13 protein-coding genes are annotated in these 16,248 nt (G+C 48.7%); 2 read left to right on the forward strand and 11 right to left on the reverse strand.

The window, feature by feature from the left end; translation table 11 throughout:
- Window positions 1–30: 30 nt before the first annotated feature.
- The 3 genes from HMPREF1548_RS12715 to HMPREF1548_RS12725 all read right to left on the reverse strand — a co-directional run bounded on the left by HMPREF1548_RS12715 (window position 31) and on the right by HMPREF1548_RS12725 (window position 5,823).
- Window positions 31–1,545 (reverse strand): glycoside hydrolase family 28 protein, encoded by a 1,515-nt coding sequence (locus tag HMPREF1548_RS12715; RefSeq protein WP_021636582.1) that lies wholly within the window; start codon window positions 1,543–1,545, stop codon window positions 31–33.
- A 123-nt stretch (window positions 1,546–1,668) separates the two neighbouring features.
- Window positions 1,669–4,038, reverse strand: a complete 2,370-nt coding sequence (locus HMPREF1548_RS12720) for a glycoside hydrolase family 2 TIM barrel-domain containing protein (RefSeq protein ID WP_021636583.1) — start codon at window positions 4,036–4,038, stop codon at window positions 1,669–1,671.
- 6 nt (window positions 4,039–4,044) lie between these two features.
- Entirely contained in the window at window positions 4,045–5,823 is a 1,779-nt protein-coding gene (locus tag HMPREF1548_RS12725) for a rhamnogalacturonan acetylesterase (RefSeq protein WP_021636584.1), read from the reverse strand.
- A 370-nt stretch (window positions 5,824–6,193) separates the two neighbouring features.
- Here HMPREF1548_RS12725 and HMPREF1548_RS12730 point away from each other — a divergent pair, with 370 nt between their 5' ends.
- The gene (locus HMPREF1548_RS12730) at window positions 6,194–7,015 is read left to right on the forward strand and encodes a helix-turn-helix domain-containing protein (RefSeq protein ID WP_021636585.1); all 822 of its coding nucleotides are present in this window, start codon (window positions 6,194–6,196) and stop codon (window positions 7,013–7,015) included.
- 214 nt (window positions 7,016–7,229) lie between these two features.
- Here HMPREF1548_RS12730 and HMPREF1548_RS12735 read toward each other — a convergent pair whose 3' ends face one another.
- Window positions 7,230–7,700, reverse strand: a complete 471-nt coding sequence (locus tag HMPREF1548_RS12735) for a methylglyoxal synthase (protein ID WP_025487793.1) — start codon at window positions 7,698–7,700, stop codon at window positions 7,230–7,232.
- A complete protein-coding gene (gene tadA, locus HMPREF1548_RS12740) occupies window positions 7,693–8,229 on the reverse strand; it encodes a tRNA adenosine(34) deaminase TadA (RefSeq protein WP_021636587.1) in 537 nt (178 codons plus the stop codon). The genes HMPREF1548_RS12735 and tadA overlap by 8 nt, the downstream gene beginning before the upstream one ends.
- A gap of 245 nt (window positions 8,230–8,474) precedes the next feature.
- On the opposite strand from tadA, the gene HMPREF1548_RS12745 reads away from it, so the two are divergent.
- Window positions 8,475–9,170 (forward strand): anaerobic ribonucleoside-triphosphate reductase activating protein, encoded by a 696-nt coding sequence (locus HMPREF1548_RS12745; RefSeq protein ID WP_025487795.1) that lies wholly within the window; start codon window positions 8,475–8,477, stop codon window positions 9,168–9,170.
- Window positions 9,171–9,184: 14 nt separating this feature from the next.
- Here the strand turns inward: HMPREF1548_RS12745 and HMPREF1548_RS12750 are convergent, their stop codons facing one another.
- The 6 genes from HMPREF1548_RS12750 to HMPREF1548_RS12775 all read right to left on the reverse strand — a co-directional run bounded on the left by HMPREF1548_RS12750 (window position 9,185) and on the right by HMPREF1548_RS12775 (window position 16,096).
- A complete protein-coding gene (locus HMPREF1548_RS12750) occupies window positions 9,185–10,753 on the reverse strand; it encodes a hypothetical protein (protein ID WP_051358387.1) in 1,569 nt (522 codons plus the stop codon).
- A gap of 256 nt (window positions 10,754–11,009) precedes the next feature.
- The gene (locus HMPREF1548_RS12755) at window positions 11,010–12,098 is read right to left on the reverse strand and encodes a PucR family transcriptional regulator (RefSeq protein ID WP_021636590.1); all 1,089 of its coding nucleotides are present in this window, start codon (window positions 12,096–12,098) and stop codon (window positions 11,010–11,012) included.
- Window positions 12,099–12,388: 290 nt separating this feature from the next.
- On the reverse strand, window positions 12,389–13,498 hold the full coding sequence (locus HMPREF1548_RS12760) for an ABC transporter ATP-binding protein (RefSeq protein WP_021636591.1): 1,110 nt from the start codon (window positions 13,496–13,498) through the stop codon (window positions 12,389–12,391).
- Between the two features lie 269 nt (window positions 13,499–13,767).
- The gene (locus tag HMPREF1548_RS12765) at window positions 13,768–14,166 is read right to left on the reverse strand and encodes a GGDEF domain-containing protein (RefSeq protein ID WP_021636592.1); all 399 of its coding nucleotides are present in this window, start codon (window positions 14,164–14,166) and stop codon (window positions 13,768–13,770) included.
- On the reverse strand, window positions 14,141–15,256 hold the full coding sequence (locus tag HMPREF1548_RS12770) for a cache domain-containing protein (RefSeq protein ID WP_021636593.1): 1,116 nt from the start codon (window positions 15,254–15,256) through the stop codon (window positions 14,141–14,143). The genes HMPREF1548_RS12765 and HMPREF1548_RS12770 overlap by 26 nt, the downstream gene beginning before the upstream one ends.
- A 45-nt stretch (window positions 15,257–15,301) precedes the next feature.
- Window positions 15,302–16,096, reverse strand: coding sequence for a YesL family protein (locus HMPREF1548_RS12775; protein ID WP_021636594.1), 795 nt, complete (start codon window positions 16,094–16,096; stop codon window positions 15,302–15,304).
- Window positions 16,097–16,248 lie beyond the last annotated feature (152 nt).

Raw genomic sequence — 16,248 nt, forward strand, 5'->3', positions numbered from 1 at the left:
CCGGCTCTGCCGGTTTTCACTCCTTCCGGATCATTCCGGTTCCACACGGTGATACTCATAAGGCTCACCCTCCTGCGCTGTCACAGTCACATTTTTCATGCAAAGCCCTTTTATATTGGCGGCCTTCATCCCATATCGTCCTTTTGCTGTCACATTTTCCAGACAGATATTTTCCAGGGGCATCTCCGGCAGCCCGACCAGATAGACCGCATTTCCCGTTACTGTTTCCACGGAAATATTTTTAAAAAGGATGTTCCGGATCACGGAGGTTCCCTCGTCCACAGGCTCCGGATGTTCCGTATCAAAGGTATCATGACTGTAAAATTCATCCACATATATGGCTCCGCGGAACCATTTGCAGTCCTGATGCTCATGGCTTAAATTCTGATGCCGCAGGTTTTCATATACAATATTTTCCACCACGCTGCCTCTGCCCCGGGGCGTTTTAATGCTTCCGATACTGTAAACATCACTGAAAACACAATCCTGCACCAAACAGTCCCGGACGCCGCCCGACATTTCGCTTCCCATCGCCACGCCGAAGCCGCTGGTAAAGGTACAGTTCGTAACCCGGATATGCTCCGATGCGATTCCCACAAGCCTTCCTTCCTCGTTTCTGCCTGATTTGACCGCAATGCAGTCATCCTGGCTGCCGATGGTACAGCCGAACACATTTACATAGCTGCAGGAGTCCGGATCCAGGCCATCGCCGTTTGCGATCCCCTCATACCGCCTGCCGTTTTCATCGAACTTGGTAAAAATACTCACGCCGTTAAGGCTTACATGGCTGCAGTAAATCAGGTGCACACACCAGGCGGGTGACTGTCTTACCGTAATCCCTTCCAGATACACGCCGTCAACATTCCGCAGGCAGACCGCACGCCCGGGCTTTCCCTTTCCTTCCGCCAGCTCCTGCCTGCGCAGTATGCTTCCGTTGGCATCCACACATCCTTTTCCCATAATCCGGATATTATGCAGCCTTCCGTTCTCTATCTCCTTTGTATTGATCAGGCTGGCATAGCACATGGTTTCCAGCCCCTCAAACCGATATTTCTTAAGCGGAAAATCCTCCAGGCATCCGCTTCCCAGCAGACGGCTTCCTTCCTCCAGAAAAAGCGTCATATCACTCTTTAAAAACAGCGCGCCCGTCACAAAGGTTCCCGCCGGAATCCGCACCGTTCCCCCGGCCGGACAGGCATCTATCGCTTTCTGGATGAAAGAAGTGTTTACGGTCCGGCCGTCTCCCACAGCTCCAAAGGATGTAATAGTAAGCTCCTCTCCCTTTTCCTGCAGGGCAATATGGAGCGTATCTTGGGAAAGCCTCCCGTTCTCATCCTCCGCCGCTGCTTCTATCTCATAGCCCCTGCCGCTTTTAAGCCCCCGCAGTGTGAAGTCCGTATGCTCCGTCCTTCCAACCTCCGCACCATCCAGAAAAACCCGGTACTGCCGCGCGCCTTTTACCTTGTTCCAGAGGATAGCCGCACTGTCCGCCGTCCGCGTCTCCTCCGGACAAAACAGCTTTAACTGCTCATCCTCATATCTCATTCTGTCTTCTCCCTGATTTTTATTTTCTATCCCCGGCCAGATACTGCTTCATAATTCGGCCCCACCTGTCAGAGATCTGTCCGATCCCTCCCCATATGGGATGGTTCATATTCTGCAATCCTACTATTCCACCGTAAGCACAGTTTTCCCCGGATACATTCCTTCCGCACAGGCCGAAACCACAATACGTCCCGCGCTGCCGCCCAACCGGATTCTCACACTTGCACAGCCATGGTACATATGGATAAAATCAGCCTGATACGGCTCATTGGTCATCAGGTTCCCGTTATCCACGGACAGGATTTCCCCGTCCCCCTCAATCTGGAAACGCACCCTGGAGCTTTCCCGGAAATAAGGATTTCCCTCCTCGTCCTCCGCCCTTACAGTAAGCAGCATTTCATAGCCTCTCTCGGCAGGCGCCTTTATCTCTTCCCGGGTAAACGAAAGCCTCACGGCAGGCCCGGGAGTTTTGAGAACATGACAGCACACCTCTTCCCCGTTTTTATAACCCACCGCCTTTACACAGCCCGGCTGATAAGGAAGGAAGCCGGTAATCATCCGGTTCGGGCAGTCTGCCGGACGGGGCAGGAAAAATCTTTTCCCGTTCAGATACAGCGCCACTTCCTCACAATTGCTCGCTATCATATAGGGAATCACTGTTTTATGGAACTGTGGAAAATGCCAGTGGTCCGCATAAATCGGCATATCCCAGTGCTCCTTGACCCCTTCGTCCTCAAGGGAATAATCCATCACGGAAAAATGCACCATCGGTTCCTCATTCCAATAGCTCTTCAATAGATAAAATCCCGGCTTTTTCACAAGGTTGGTGCGGATCATTGCCCCGCTCCAGCCCTTCGCCGGATATCCCATGGATTCTCCCAGATAATCAATCCCCGTCCAGATCATCCCGCCGATTACATAATCCGCGGCAAAAGGCACCAGGGAAGGATTTTCATTGGTAAAATTCTGCATCTGCTCCGGATGCCCCTTGAAAAACTGGTAGATTTCCGTTCCCAGAATCAGTTTGTCAGGCATAGCCTCATGGATCATGGGATACCACTGCTCCTGATAATTACAGGAAATCACATCCACGATCTCCCCAATCCTGCAAATCCGTTCCACTCTTTCTCTGACGTCGTAAATTTCCGTATCGTCCGCTTCATCCACAAATTTCTGTATATCCTTGATTTGCGACAGATCCACATTGCTTTCCCGTTTAAAATGCGGGTTCATGGCGTAGGTTATCGGCCTTGTCGCATCCATGGTAAGCACATAATCCTTCAGCATTTTCAAAATAGCCAGCATGGATGGCTGCCCCTGATTTTCCACCTCGTTTCCCACGCCCCAGATAAAAATACAGGCGCGGTTGCGGTCGCGCTTCACCATGGCTTCCACATCTTTTTTCCACTCTGTTTCAAAATACCGGCCATACAGGCCGCCGGTCCACTTGTCAAAGCATTCCTCATACACATAAAAGCCCAGTTCATCACACAAATCCAGGAACTCCACGGAATGGGTATGGTGGGCGGCGCGGATGGAATTGCAGCCCATCTCCTTTAACAAAAGAAGCCTTTCCCTCCAGATTTCCTTCTTCGCCGCTATCCCTGCGCTTCCCGCTTCCTGATGCAGGCATACGCCCTTGAGAATCACCTTTTCCCCGTTGACAAACATCCCTTTTCCTGGAAGCAGCTCTATTTTCCGCAGCCCGATACGCATGGAAACCGTGTCCGCCGCCCTCTCACCGTCCATTAAGGACAAGGTAAGCGTATACAGATTCGGTTCTTCGGCAGACCACAGGCTTGCATTTTTTACATGAAATTCCAGTAATCCGTTTTCACCCTCGGCAATAATATCTTCCGCAAGAATGCCTTCTGCCATATTTTCAGCATCAGGGCATCTGTTATTCTGCGCATCGCCGCACACGCCCGTCAGGGAAAGGCTGCCTCTTACCCTTGCGTCCACGCCTGCTGCCACGCGTACCACTGCGCTGTCCCCTTCAAGCTCGGTATGTACCACAATTTCCCGTTCCTCCAGATGGGCGGCCTCCGTCTCCAGCAGCTTCACGGTACGGTAAATTCCGGCTCCGCTGTACCAGCGGTCCGCAGGGCTGGCCGTATTATCCACCCGGATGACAATACTGTTTTCCCCGGTTTTCAGGAACTGTGTTATATCCAGCCGGAAGGAACTGTAGCCATACTTCCAGCCTCCCGCTTCCCTTTCATTCACCCATATGGTGCTGTTTTCAAAAATACCGCCGAAATCCAGATAGTAGCAATAGCCTTCCTTTTTTTCCTCCAGCCGAAGGCTTCTGCGGTACCAGCCGATTCCGAAACGATCCCGGAAGCCCTGAGCTTCCCCCTGATCCATATCCCGGCAAAACGGCGCGCTTATGGCCCAGTCGTGGGGCAGGGTTACCGGCCGATAGCCCTTCTTCCCGTCAGCATCCAGTGTAAATTCCCATCCTTCCATGAGTTTGTAATCTGTTCTTGGCATTTTTTCTCAATTCTCCTTTTCCCTGATTTCCATCATACGCACTAACGCCGCAGTACAGTCCGCACGGTTCACTGCCGCATTTCTTTCATAACCATCCCATAACAGTCCCAGCCGTTTCGCCTCCTGCTCACAGGTCTGCATATCCAGCTCTCTTTTTCCTTCCGGCTGCAGGCTTCTTACCATGAATTCCGCCAGCTCGCCGCAGGTCAATCCATCATCCGGCCGGAACCGGTCCTCCGGTGTCGTCGTTTCATCCACCAGTCCTGCATCCAGCGCCGTCTGCACATTCTGTGCATCAAACTCATACCTGTAGATATCACAGAATCTTCCCTGATATCCCCGCTTTACCGGCATGGGCGCGGCCTTGAAAAACAAATACAGAAACTGTCCCCTGGGAATCTCATCAAAAGGATGGAAAAACAGGATGCAGGGATCCAGCAGCCCCTTTACCATCGCCTTTTTCAGTATGCCCTCCTGGGGAATCCCCTTACAGTCCGCATAAGGCAGCTTGGGCAAATCCGTAGGAAGAATGGGCCTTTCCTCCTTTTGGGCGCTGGACACCGTATCCGCAGGACGCAGCGATACATCCGGCTTCCAGGGTTTACCGGCAAAATCATTTCTCATGCCGCACAGCGGTTCCGCCTGCAGCCTCACAATTTCCTCTGCAATAAATCCGGCCGTCAGCAAAGCGCCGTAATCATTGGTATGGGTTGTATCCATAAAATAATCAGGAGTAATCTCCGGCCCCATATCGCACAGAGTCCGGAAGCTGCATGCATGCAGATCGATTACCGGCACATGCAGCTCTCTCCCTACTCTGAGGCAGCTTAGCGCATAATCCTCCAGCAAATCAAAATACCCATCCTCATTTTTTCCCGGAATCCTGGAAAGAGAGGTCACGATCATGGGATACGCTCCCTTTTCCCTGATTTGGCGGACGTATCTGCGTAAATTCGCCGCATACTGGTCAAATGCCTTCAAATACCGTCTCTTCTGATCGTTATGGCCGAATTCCATCAGAAAAATATCTCCGGGCCTTATATTTTTACATACAATATCCCAGTGCCCGTCATCCCGGAAGCAATTGGTTGTCAACCCGCCATGCGCCTGATTGCTGAAAGCCACACCGTCAAAATACTGAGGCAGATTCTGTCCCCAGCTGCCCCCGTTGATAATCGGATTATAGGGATACAACCCATCATAATCCGCAACCAGGGAATCTCCCGCGATAAACACGGTGGGAGCCTGGGCATCCTCTATTTTCAGCCCGCTGATCCTGGCTCTGCTTTTCCCTGCGCCCAGCACCGTCACATATACCGAGTTGTCCTCCTTTGCCCCTTCTCCCACCACCGGGATATATTCACAAACCCGGACATAAAACCGGCAGGAAAACACCTCTCCCGGCCGGATAACAATATCCCTTTTTATCAGGTTCCTCCTGCCCGTATATAGCATCAGCCCCTGCGCGCCTTCTCTGCCGCCCCTGATGGTCACCGTCACCGCATAGCTTCCGTTCCCCGGCACCGCCGCCCGGAACCGCAAAGGAAATCCCGCCTTCACTTCCACGCCGTCCGCACCATCCTGCCACAGCCCGGCTTCTTCTCCCTCCCCGGTGCAATACGTCTCCCGCGGATTCCATCCGCCCGTCCCGGTAAACCTGTCCGCCGCCCTCTCCTGAGCTGCCAATCCCAGGAATCCGTATCCCTTACTCTCATCATAATAATCCCCGGCAGACAGCCTGATACCTTCTCCACCCTCTGCAAAAGAAAATTCCCTGCTAAACATGAAAATACCTCCGTTTTTTCTATTCCCAGTCCTGTTTTCCTAAAAGGCCCGTTTTCTGCAACAGCCCAGAAACTGGACTGCCGCCATTTTCTTTATTATCATAAGTCAATTAATCTTATTTTTCTTTTGTTATATTGCTTATTACGGGAATTTTATTTATAATATTTTAGAAATATTGACCAAATGACGCCATAGCAAAATTCCGGATGGATTCTGCTCAGCTCCCGGACGGATCCTGGTTAAATCCCGGACGGATTGCGATGAAATTCCGGATGGATTCCGATTAAATTCCGGATGGCTTCCGACGAATCAAAACTCTACCCTCCATCCGCGTGCAGGTCCCGCTGCCATGCGCCACAAAGGAGCCCCCATGAACAACAACCTCTATACCCCGGAAAAAATGATCCAGATAGAATACACAAAACACACCCAGGACTATGACATGGGCCGATTTCACTACCATAACGCCTACGAACTGCTCCTTTTGCAGGAGGGGGAATACACACTGATCACCCTGGATAACGCCTGCACCCTGAAAAAACATGATGTTTCTCTCATCACGCCCTACTGTATGCACAAATCCCTCGGCCGGGCAGGCAATGAAAGAACACTCATGTATTTTGACGAACGCTATCTGAACCGGTATTTCACGGAAAAAAGCCGTTCCCTTCTCCTGACATGCTTCCAGACAGGTCACCTCAGCCTTCCCCAGGAGCATTACGAGGAGACCCTTCAGCTCCTGTTCCAAATCCGTAGCTTTTCGGCAAAAAAGGATTTTGACAGCACCTACCCAGCCTTCGTCAGAATCCTTTCCCTGCTTACCCAAACCTACCGCCAGGCCGCAGGAGCAGAAGAAGAAACGCAAAAAACCAGCGCACCCCTTATTGCCGAGCTTATCACCTATATCAATCAAAATTACAGTACCATCCGATCCCTGGATGACATTGCGGATCATTTTTATATTACAAAATACCATCTATGCCGCCTGTTCCGCGCCGCCACCAAGAGCACCGTTATGGACCATCTAAATGGCATCCGCATCCTCCAGGCCTGCAGCCTTCTGGAAAATACAAGCAAAAGCATTACGGAAATCAGCTACGCCTGCGGCTTCCATTCCTCCGCTTATTTTTCCGACATATTCAAAAAGGCCCTGGGCATGTCGCCCAGAGCCTATCGTAAACTGAAATCATAATACATATAAACAGTCCAGGCCGGCGGGAATATAGGTGCAAAAACGGGCGTTAAGCTTGCTTATAAGACCGTTTTTGCACCTATATTCGCATCGGATGAACATCCGATGCTTCTTGAATGGCAAAGCCATTCAAGAAGATGGCCGTCCCGAATATTGATATTCCTGAATAATTATATCTTTACAGGATGCTGCGAAAATCTCCCATCCCGGCTTCCTACAACGTATTCGCCCGGTGTTCAATATTCCTCCGGAAATTCACCACCTGATGATCATATTCCTGATCCATCAACGAACTGGTAATCATAAAATCCGCCGTCGCCCTGTTGTTGGCAATGGGAATATCATATACCTGCGCGATTCTCAGAAGAGCCTTCACATCCGGATCATGGGGCTGCGCCGTAAGAGGATCAGAAAAGAATATCACAAAATCAATCCGTCCCTCAACGATTCTCGCGCCAATCTGCTGATCCCCGCCCAACGGGCCGCTGTTATATCCCTTCACAGGAAGCCCGGTCTTATCGGTAATCATCCTGGCCGTCGTCCCTGTCCCGCACAGGAAATGGTTCTTCAGCACATCCTTATGCTCCTCACACCAGGAAATAAGCTCCGGCTTCTTGCTGTCATGGGCGATCAGGGCAATGTTCTTCTGTTTCCCAATAGTCAGTGTAAGAAATTCTTCATTCATCATAAACGTTTCCTCCATGTTCCTTATTCTCCTCCTGCGCCGCAAGCAGCTTACGCGCCTTACGTTCCTCCTTCACACGGACTCGGAGCTCTTTAAAAAACTGCGTCAGCATATCACTGCATTGCTGCTCCAGCACCCCTCTTGTGACCTTAACCTGATGGTTAAACGAATCATTTTCCAGAATATTCAATATAGATCCGGCGCAACCCGCCTTGGGATTCATACAGCCGATCACGACCTCGGGAATCCGGGCCTGTACGATAGCGCCTGAGCACATCTGGCACGGCTCCAGTGTCACATACAAGGTACAATCCTCCAGCCTCCAGTCCCCGATTTTCCTGCTGGCCTTGTTAATAGCGGTTATTTCCGCATGCGCAAGAGTATTTTTGTCGGTATTGCGGCGATTGTAGCCTCTTCCTATTATTTTTCCTTCATGGACAATAACGCAGCCGATGGGGACTTCTCCTAAGGCATAAGCCTTTTTTGCCTGTGTCATTGCCGCCTTCATATATTTTTCCTGCTCGGTCATAGAATGGAAATCCTTTCGTAACTATTCAGCCAGGTCAGCACACTTGCTGTACTGACCGTAAGAAAATGATTCAGGAGTGGCAAAATCCATCGCCGAAGGCGATTTAGGATGGATTTTGACAATAACTGTGAAGGGACGAACAGTTATGTCCTTTCTTCTTGTATCACGCCTCCGGGAGGTCTATAATAAAAGTCACTAAGACCCAAAACGACTTGCAGATAAATCATAGCAGGAAAGAGGAAAAAATGCAAATTAACGGATTCAATAAAACCACCCTTTTAGACTATCCCGGCCACGTAGCCTGTACTGTTTTCACCGGAGGCTGCAACTTCTGCTGCCCATTTTGCCAGAATGGTGATCTGGTCCTGCATGCGGGGCAGCTGCCGCAGATTCCTGAAGAAGAAATTTTCCAGGTGCTCAGAAAGCGGCAGGGAATACTTACCGGAATCTGTGTGACCGGAGGCGAGCCCACGCTTCAGCCCGATCTGGACATCTTTCTTTCCCGTGTAAAGGAACTGGGCTATCTGGTAAAGCTGGACTCCAACGGCTACCGCCCCGAGGTACTGGAATCACTGTGCGGCAGAAAGCTGGTGGATTATATTGCCATGGACATAAAATCCTCTCCTGAGAATTACACTAAAACCATCGGCCTGCCCGCGCTTGACATGGGCCGAATCCGGGCGTCCGTGGATTTTATCCGCTCCTGTGGGCTTCCTTACGAATTCCGCACCACAGTAGTAAGGGAACTGCATTCCGCCCGGGATTTTATTTCCATCGGTGAATGGCTGAAGGGATGTGAAGCATATTTTCTTCAGTCCTATGCGGAAAGCGACGGTGTCATCTGCAAACAATTCTCCGCCTATGAAAAACCGGAGCTGGAAGAATTTATCCGGATTCTCAAGCCTTACATAGACAATGTAAATCTCCGGGGGGTAGACTGAGCACCCCCGGAGATTCAGATACGTACACTCTTCATATAATAACCGAAGCTGCCCGGTTCCGCAGGCGTCTGTTTGCCTTCAAAGGCTTCAAATCCAAACATCTCCGCCGCCATCTTTTCCCTGTCATAATAGACTCCCGGCACTCCGAGATAAAATTTCTCCACTCCTCCCACGTTAAATTTTCCCAAAATAATATGCCTGTAGTTATAATAGCCATGAAGCAGAAAGCTATTGCGCACCATCTTCTGGTACTCACTCCCCAGAATCACAAAGTCCCTCGGCGTAATGGACAGATACTGCCTTTCATCCGCAAAAGGGTGGACCGTGGGATACATATGACGCAGCTGCTCCCATTTATCCTCAAAAAATTCCTCCTGCATCAGGTCATCCCCGCTTTCTTTTGCAATACGTTTTCCTTTTACTGCCCCACTTTCTTTAGGGATGCCGCCTCCTGATACTCCGCCTTCGCTACGGTACATTCCTTCTTTGCCGGGCATCCCTTCCTTGCTGGGCATCCCTTCTTTGCCGGATATCCCTCCCTTGCCAGGCATCCCTTCTTTTTGAATTCCACCTCCCCCGAGGTCTCCACCTTCTGCTTTCGGCGCCGCTTTTTTTGATTCCGGTTCCCGTTTTTTTTCCTGTGGTGTAAACCTTTTGTGCATGCACCGCCTGCACAGCTTTTCCGCGGAAATGGCACCGTTCTCCATTACGGAATCCACAGCATCCCTATTAAGCTGGAACCCGCTCCGTTCCTCCGCTGATTCAGTATTCTTTTGTTTCTCCGTTAAAGGATTCTGGTACTGCAAAATCTCCGGCCGACCTGCCTCTGTTTTTATCGCAGCCAAATGCTTTCCTTCCATATCGGCCGTTTTTTGCTCAGGCATTTCTGTATTCGCCTGCAATACTTTCCTGCACTGTTCCCCGGCCTGGTACGGATCCGTTCTCTGAATTCCAGAATAATTTATCTCCTGTATTTGCTGGTCTGCCGGATGTAAAGCCACTTTCTGCATCTCAGTGAAGCTTAGCCCCTGCGTTCGCGGCTCAGCCTGGTACGTAACTGCTTCCGGAATTTCAGAAAAGCTCATCCCGCGCGTTCGCTGCTCTGCCTGGGGCAGGTCAATTTCCGGCATCACATTGGGCGCCTCCTCCTGCGGCCTTTCATATTGCGCCATACCTGCCAGCGGGGGGACATATTTCCTTCTCTTCTCCTCCGTCACTGAAATATCCGCTGCCTTCAGGCACTCTTCTGCGCCCTTCCATCTGCCAATCACTTCCCTGCCCGGAGAAAGGCGTATTGTTATCCCGCAGATCTCCCCGAATTCCCGTCCGCCGCGGCTCACCCCGCCGGCTGTAAACTGTCTTTCATAAGATCCTGTCCCTCTTTTCAGCAGTACCTTATCAATCAAAGCACCTGTCTCGTCCCTCAAATCAAAGAAACCCGTGTCTGTCTCATACAGGCCCTTTATCTGCATGTTCCAGGTGATAGTATCTTCTGTCTCTTCTTTTCTCAGAAAACCCGCATTTTTTACCTTACTGCCTGCTTCCATATAGTCTATGTATATAATTTGCCTGTTATAATACAACACCTTGTCCCTCCTTTATAGTCTCTATTGTATTCGGAGGTTGACCGGGATATGACTGGAATCTGCTTTTACTGAAGGATTCTGGAAATTGCCCGAAAATATGGCGCAAAAAAACCGGGAAGGCATTTTTAGTATGCACTGGTGTGCACATGCTTTCCCGGTTCCATCTCATTTAATAACTGTCCTAAATCACAGCGGCATACAAAATTCCATTCAGAAGCCTGCAATTCCCGCTGCCTTGGACATTACTGGCTCATCAATAATCAATGCTCTCCAGATATTTCATATAGTTTACCACCATCAATGCAATCTTGAAGGTAAGCGCGTCATCGAATACCCTGATATCCAGCCCTGTGCTCTTCTGGAGCTTTTCAATTCTGTAAACCAGTGTATTCCTGTGGATAAACAGCTGTCTGGAGGTTTCAGATACATTCAGGTTATTCTCAAAGAACTTGTTGATAGTGGTAAGAGTTTCCTCATCCATATCATAAGGTACATTGTCGCCAAAGATTTCTTCAATAAAAATCTTGCACAGATTAACGGGCAGCTGATAGATCAGACGGCCGATGCCCAGCTTCGCATAGGAGATTACACTCTTCTCCGCATAGAAGATCTTTCCTACATCCATAGCCATCGTGGCTTCCTTGTAGGACTTGGATACCTCTCTCAGCTCTCCCACAACCGTACCGTAAGCTACACGCACGTTCATCATGGCTTCGCTGTTCATCATATCAACAATCATGTCTGCCGTCTTCTCGATGGTTTCCACGTCATCTTCTTTTTCCAGAGCTTTGATGAGAATAATATTCCTTTCATCCACCGCAGTGATATAATCACCATTCTGGCTTGAGAAAAGACTCTTCAGCATTTCCATCGCGCTGTTGTCTTTTTCAATTTTCGTCTCAATCAGATATACGATTCTGGGACATTCCACTTCGATATGGAGCTTCTGGGCACGATTGTAAATGTCCACAAGAAGCAGGTTGTCCAAAAGCAGATTCTGGAAAAAGTTATTACGGTCAAAACGTTCTTTGTATGCTATGATAAGATTCTGAATAGAGCTTACGGCAATTTTGCCTACCATGTAAACGTCGTCACTGGGACCCTGGGCTACAAGAATATAAGCCGGTTCCCCATCATCCAGGATTTTCAGAAGGTGCCGTCCACCTACTACCTGGCTGTCTGCCGGTGAAGAAGCGAAATTTTCAATAATATCCCTGGAAATATCAATCTCGTCTACCGTTGCTGCAACTTTCAGGCCTTCCACGTCGAACACGCCCAGGTCAACCTTGGTTATTGCACGTAATTCATCAATGCTGTTCTGTATTACTTGATTGGAAATCATCTCTCTTCACGTCCTTTCCTTGATACCATTAACTATATAGCAAAATTTGAAAATATGCAAGAAAAATGGCCATTCCTACATCATATTTTAAGTAAAAACGTTGTAAACACCTTTATTAGTGCAACAACCCCTTTCTTTTAGGTTTGCCTGAAATAAAGTATAAAATCACAATACCGTTGATTTCAGGAAAAAACCGGAGCACTGCCCCTGGCGGCGCCTTCTGCCCCCATTTTCGTCCAAAACATGAAAAAACGGGGCTATCAACTCGATAGCCCCGCCTGATTTTAATATTAGTTGGTGATAACCTGCTCTGTCTCTTTGTCGAAGATATGAATCTTTTCAACATCGAATGCAAATTTAACAGTATCGCCAGGTCTTGCTGTTGTACGGGAATCCACTCTTGCAGTGATAGGATAATCAGCAAGGTCAAAGTATAAGTAAACTTCTGCACCAAGCAGTTCGTAAACCTTAATGGTAGATTCAAATGTACATTTAGCTGTTTCGATGAACATCTGGGAATCATATACGTCTTCAGGACGGATACCAAATGTAACAGTCTTTCCTGCATAACCGCCTTCAATAACCTTCTTAGCTTTTGCGGGAGGCAGCGGAATAGATTTTCCAGCAATCTTCAGGGATGCATTTTCGCCGCTTACTTCAACAACAGCATCCAGGAAGTTCATCTGAGGAGAGCCCATGAATCCTGCTACGAACAGGTTCTGAGGCTTGTCGTACAGATTCTGAGGAGTATCAACCTGCTGAATAACACCGTCTTTCATAACTACGATTCTGGTACCCAGTGTCATAGCTTCTGTCTGGTCATGTGTTACGTAGATGATGGTTGTACCTAATCTCTGATGCAGCTTAGCGATCTCAATACGCATCTGAACACGCAGCTTGGCATCCAGGTTGGAAAGAGGTTCGTCCATCAGGAATACCTTAGGATTACGTACGATTGCACGTCCCATAGCAACACGCTGTCTCTGACCACCGGACAGAGCCTTCGGTTTACGGTCAAGAAGAGGGGTAAGGTCAAGGATCTTAGCTGCTTCTTTAACCATCTTATCAATTTCATCCTTCGGAACTTTTCTTAACTTAAGTCCGAAAGCCATGTTGTCATATACAGACATATGAGGATACAGAGCGTAGTTCTGGAATACCATCGCGATATCTCTGTCCTTAGGCTCTACATCGTTAACCACTCTGTCACCGATTTTCAGTTCACCGGAAGAAATATCTTCCAGACCTGCAATCATACGAAGTGTAGTAGACTTACCACATCCGGACGGTCCTACGAAGATGATGAATTCTTTATCAGCGATTTCCAGGTTGAAGTCTTTAACTGCTTCAAAACCGTTGGGATATACTTTGCAGATGTTTTTTAAAGATAAACTTGCCATTTAATTAGCCTCCCTATGTTATTTGTTTACATGTTTCCAGTTGAGTCCCTTCAACTGAGCCTGAAATAAGTATAACTTAAGCGACTTCTTTTGGCTATACCACAATTCCACAAAGATTTATCGCAACATTGTAAAATTTGCTAAGAAAAGGATAATGAAATTTTTAGGCCTGTCAACTTGCTGAATTCGGCATTCTGATCTTATACACTTTGACCATAATCCCCATCTTACGCGGTTTTCGACACCTTTCGTTCCTTTTCGCAGTACTTTTATTCCATTTTTACGTTCATCTTTGTCTCGTAAAAGGCCACGCCGTTCTTGCCATTCCTCTTCACGGAATAAAGCGCACTGTCGGCAGCCTTATACAGCTCCTCAAAGGTTCTGCCGTCCCGCGGATAAACAGCAACGCCGATGCTGGCGGCCGGAGAATATTTCACATATTCCCCCACCTGGAAGTCTCCGAAAAATCTGTGAAGCCGCTGCGCCTCTTTAATAAATATGCTCTCTTCCTTAATATCTTTCATAAAAATAATAAATTCATCGCCGCCGGTACGTCCCACGATATCCGTTATCCGGCACTCTCCCCGCAGCCTTGTTCCCAGCTTTCGCAGAACTTCATCGCCGAATGCATGGCCCTGTGTATCATTTATTTTCTTGAAATTGTCCATCCAGCACAAACAACAGCCCCTGGGAATCCGGATGCGTCTCTATATAATCTTTAATCAGATACTCCGTAGCAGTCTTATTGCTCAGATCCGTGAGCAAATCCTTGCTCGCTTTCTCTTCAAGCACTTTCTTATGCTCATTATAAAAATACTTATTGATAAAATTTGTTATCAGGAGAAGCCCTGAAAACAGGCCTACTGTCAGCAGGATGCCAACAATGGTTTTTCTCACAGGAGCCAGATATTCATTCCTGCTGTTTGCCAGGAATTCTTCTCTCACCCCCACATAAAACCGCCAGTCGTTAATTCCCATGGGAGAAAAAAACAGTTCATAACCCGTTCCGTCCATTGACACAGCAATCGTACCTTCCTTATATCCCTGTGTTTTCTTCCAAGCGGTATCCGGAGATTCGTCTCCGTCAAATTCCGCTTTCCCCATTGCCTTCTTCAGGTTTCCTTCCGCCGCAAAATTCCCCGGATATCCGCCCTGCGCCATAATTGTTCCGCCGCCGTCCGTCAGCAGATAAAAGGCTTTGTCCCCATAAGCCGGAAGCTCCAGCATCTCCTCCAGCCTGCAGGAGTCCAGATATACATAAAGCATCCCCGATGTTTTTCCGTTTTCCCTGCATGGAACCGCAGCAATCAGCGCATTTTTCCCATCCGTCCCTTCATCCTGCCCGTAAAAAAAAGCAGTTTCCTCAAGCATGGAAAAATACGCCTCCCCGGAAAGCTCCCTGTCCCTTCCCCGGCTGTCCACGCCACTCCCCGACGGCCCGGCATATACCGCCAGGTATGCATCCGTATTGTCTGCCAGCGCACCAAGCAGCCGGACGCTCTCCTCCCGGTCCTGCAGCCCCGCCTTCCCCAGAAGGCTCCCGATGGGCGCAGCCGTCTCAGCCAGCCCGGAAAGCCTGGTCTCCACCTGGTCTCCCCGATCCTCTGCGTCTGAGATAAACTTTCTCTCTATGTAATCCCTGGCCTCGCTGCGGCTCCTGACATAAAAGCTCCCCAACACATAGGCAGACAGAATAACGAAAATCAGCGCCAGTCCCAACAACTGGAACAGCGCTGATTTCTTGGACGAATCCTTCATAGCTTCCAATTCCCCCAAAAATCATTTTCGTTGCGAATGCTATTATTATTCATTGTCCTGCAATTCTGTAATTTCTTCTGTCTGGGCGGAAGGTGCATCCTCCGCATTTTCTCCTGCCTGTATATCCTGCTCCGCCTGCGCGTTTTCCCTGAGGGCCTTCTGCTTTTCTTCCTCTTCCTCACGGATGAAGGAAAGCGTCTCCAGCTCATCGGATGTTTCCTCTTCCTCCTCCGGCTCAAAGCGCTTGAAAATCTTTACGAACAACATGCTTGCCACATAGGCCGGCACGGAAAATCCGAAAAGTATCAAAAGCGGCATTGCCTGCAAGGTAACCAGAAGAAGCACTGTGGGAATCAGGTTGATGATAATTAACAGGATGGTCTTGGGCAGGTTCAGAACGCTCATCAGGAAGGAATTCCTGATAGTATTCTTCACGGTGTTCTCAAACCGCGACAAAACCGGGAATATGTAAATCATCGTGAAAAGATAAATCACCGCCACAATCGTAATCAGCACCATAATTACCTTGCCGAAGGATACGGTGGAATTCCTCAGTATCATGAAATCCCCAGCAAATATTATCCCTACCACAAGGGCAATCAGCCATATAATCGTTGCCTGCTTGAAGTTCTCCTTAAAGGATTTAAAATAACCCTTCACTATGTAGCACTCTTCATTCTTAACCATCTTAATGGTCATATAATAAAGCGCCGTCATCGCATCCCCCGCCGTAATAATCGGTAAACAGCAGAGCAACGTTAAAAGATTCAGAATCATTAAATCCGCCATCTTTGACAAAAAAGTCATAAGAGGGCTGTCCAAGTTAAAAAATCTACCCATTTGTAATTCTCCCTGTATCTATTATCGTCCCGGACTAAATGACTGCCCGCAGACACCTACATTAGATATCATACTACGCAACCAGCTTTCGTGCAAATAAAATTTATATAAATAGGTATTGGCCGAGGAGATGGTTTGTGATTTTGGGGCGG

Source organism: Clostridium sp. KLE 1755 (assembly GCF_000466465.2).
In the GTDB taxonomy this organism is placed as follows: domain Bacteria; phylum Bacillota; class Clostridia; order Lachnospirales; family Lachnospiraceae; genus Eisenbergiella; species Eisenbergiella porci.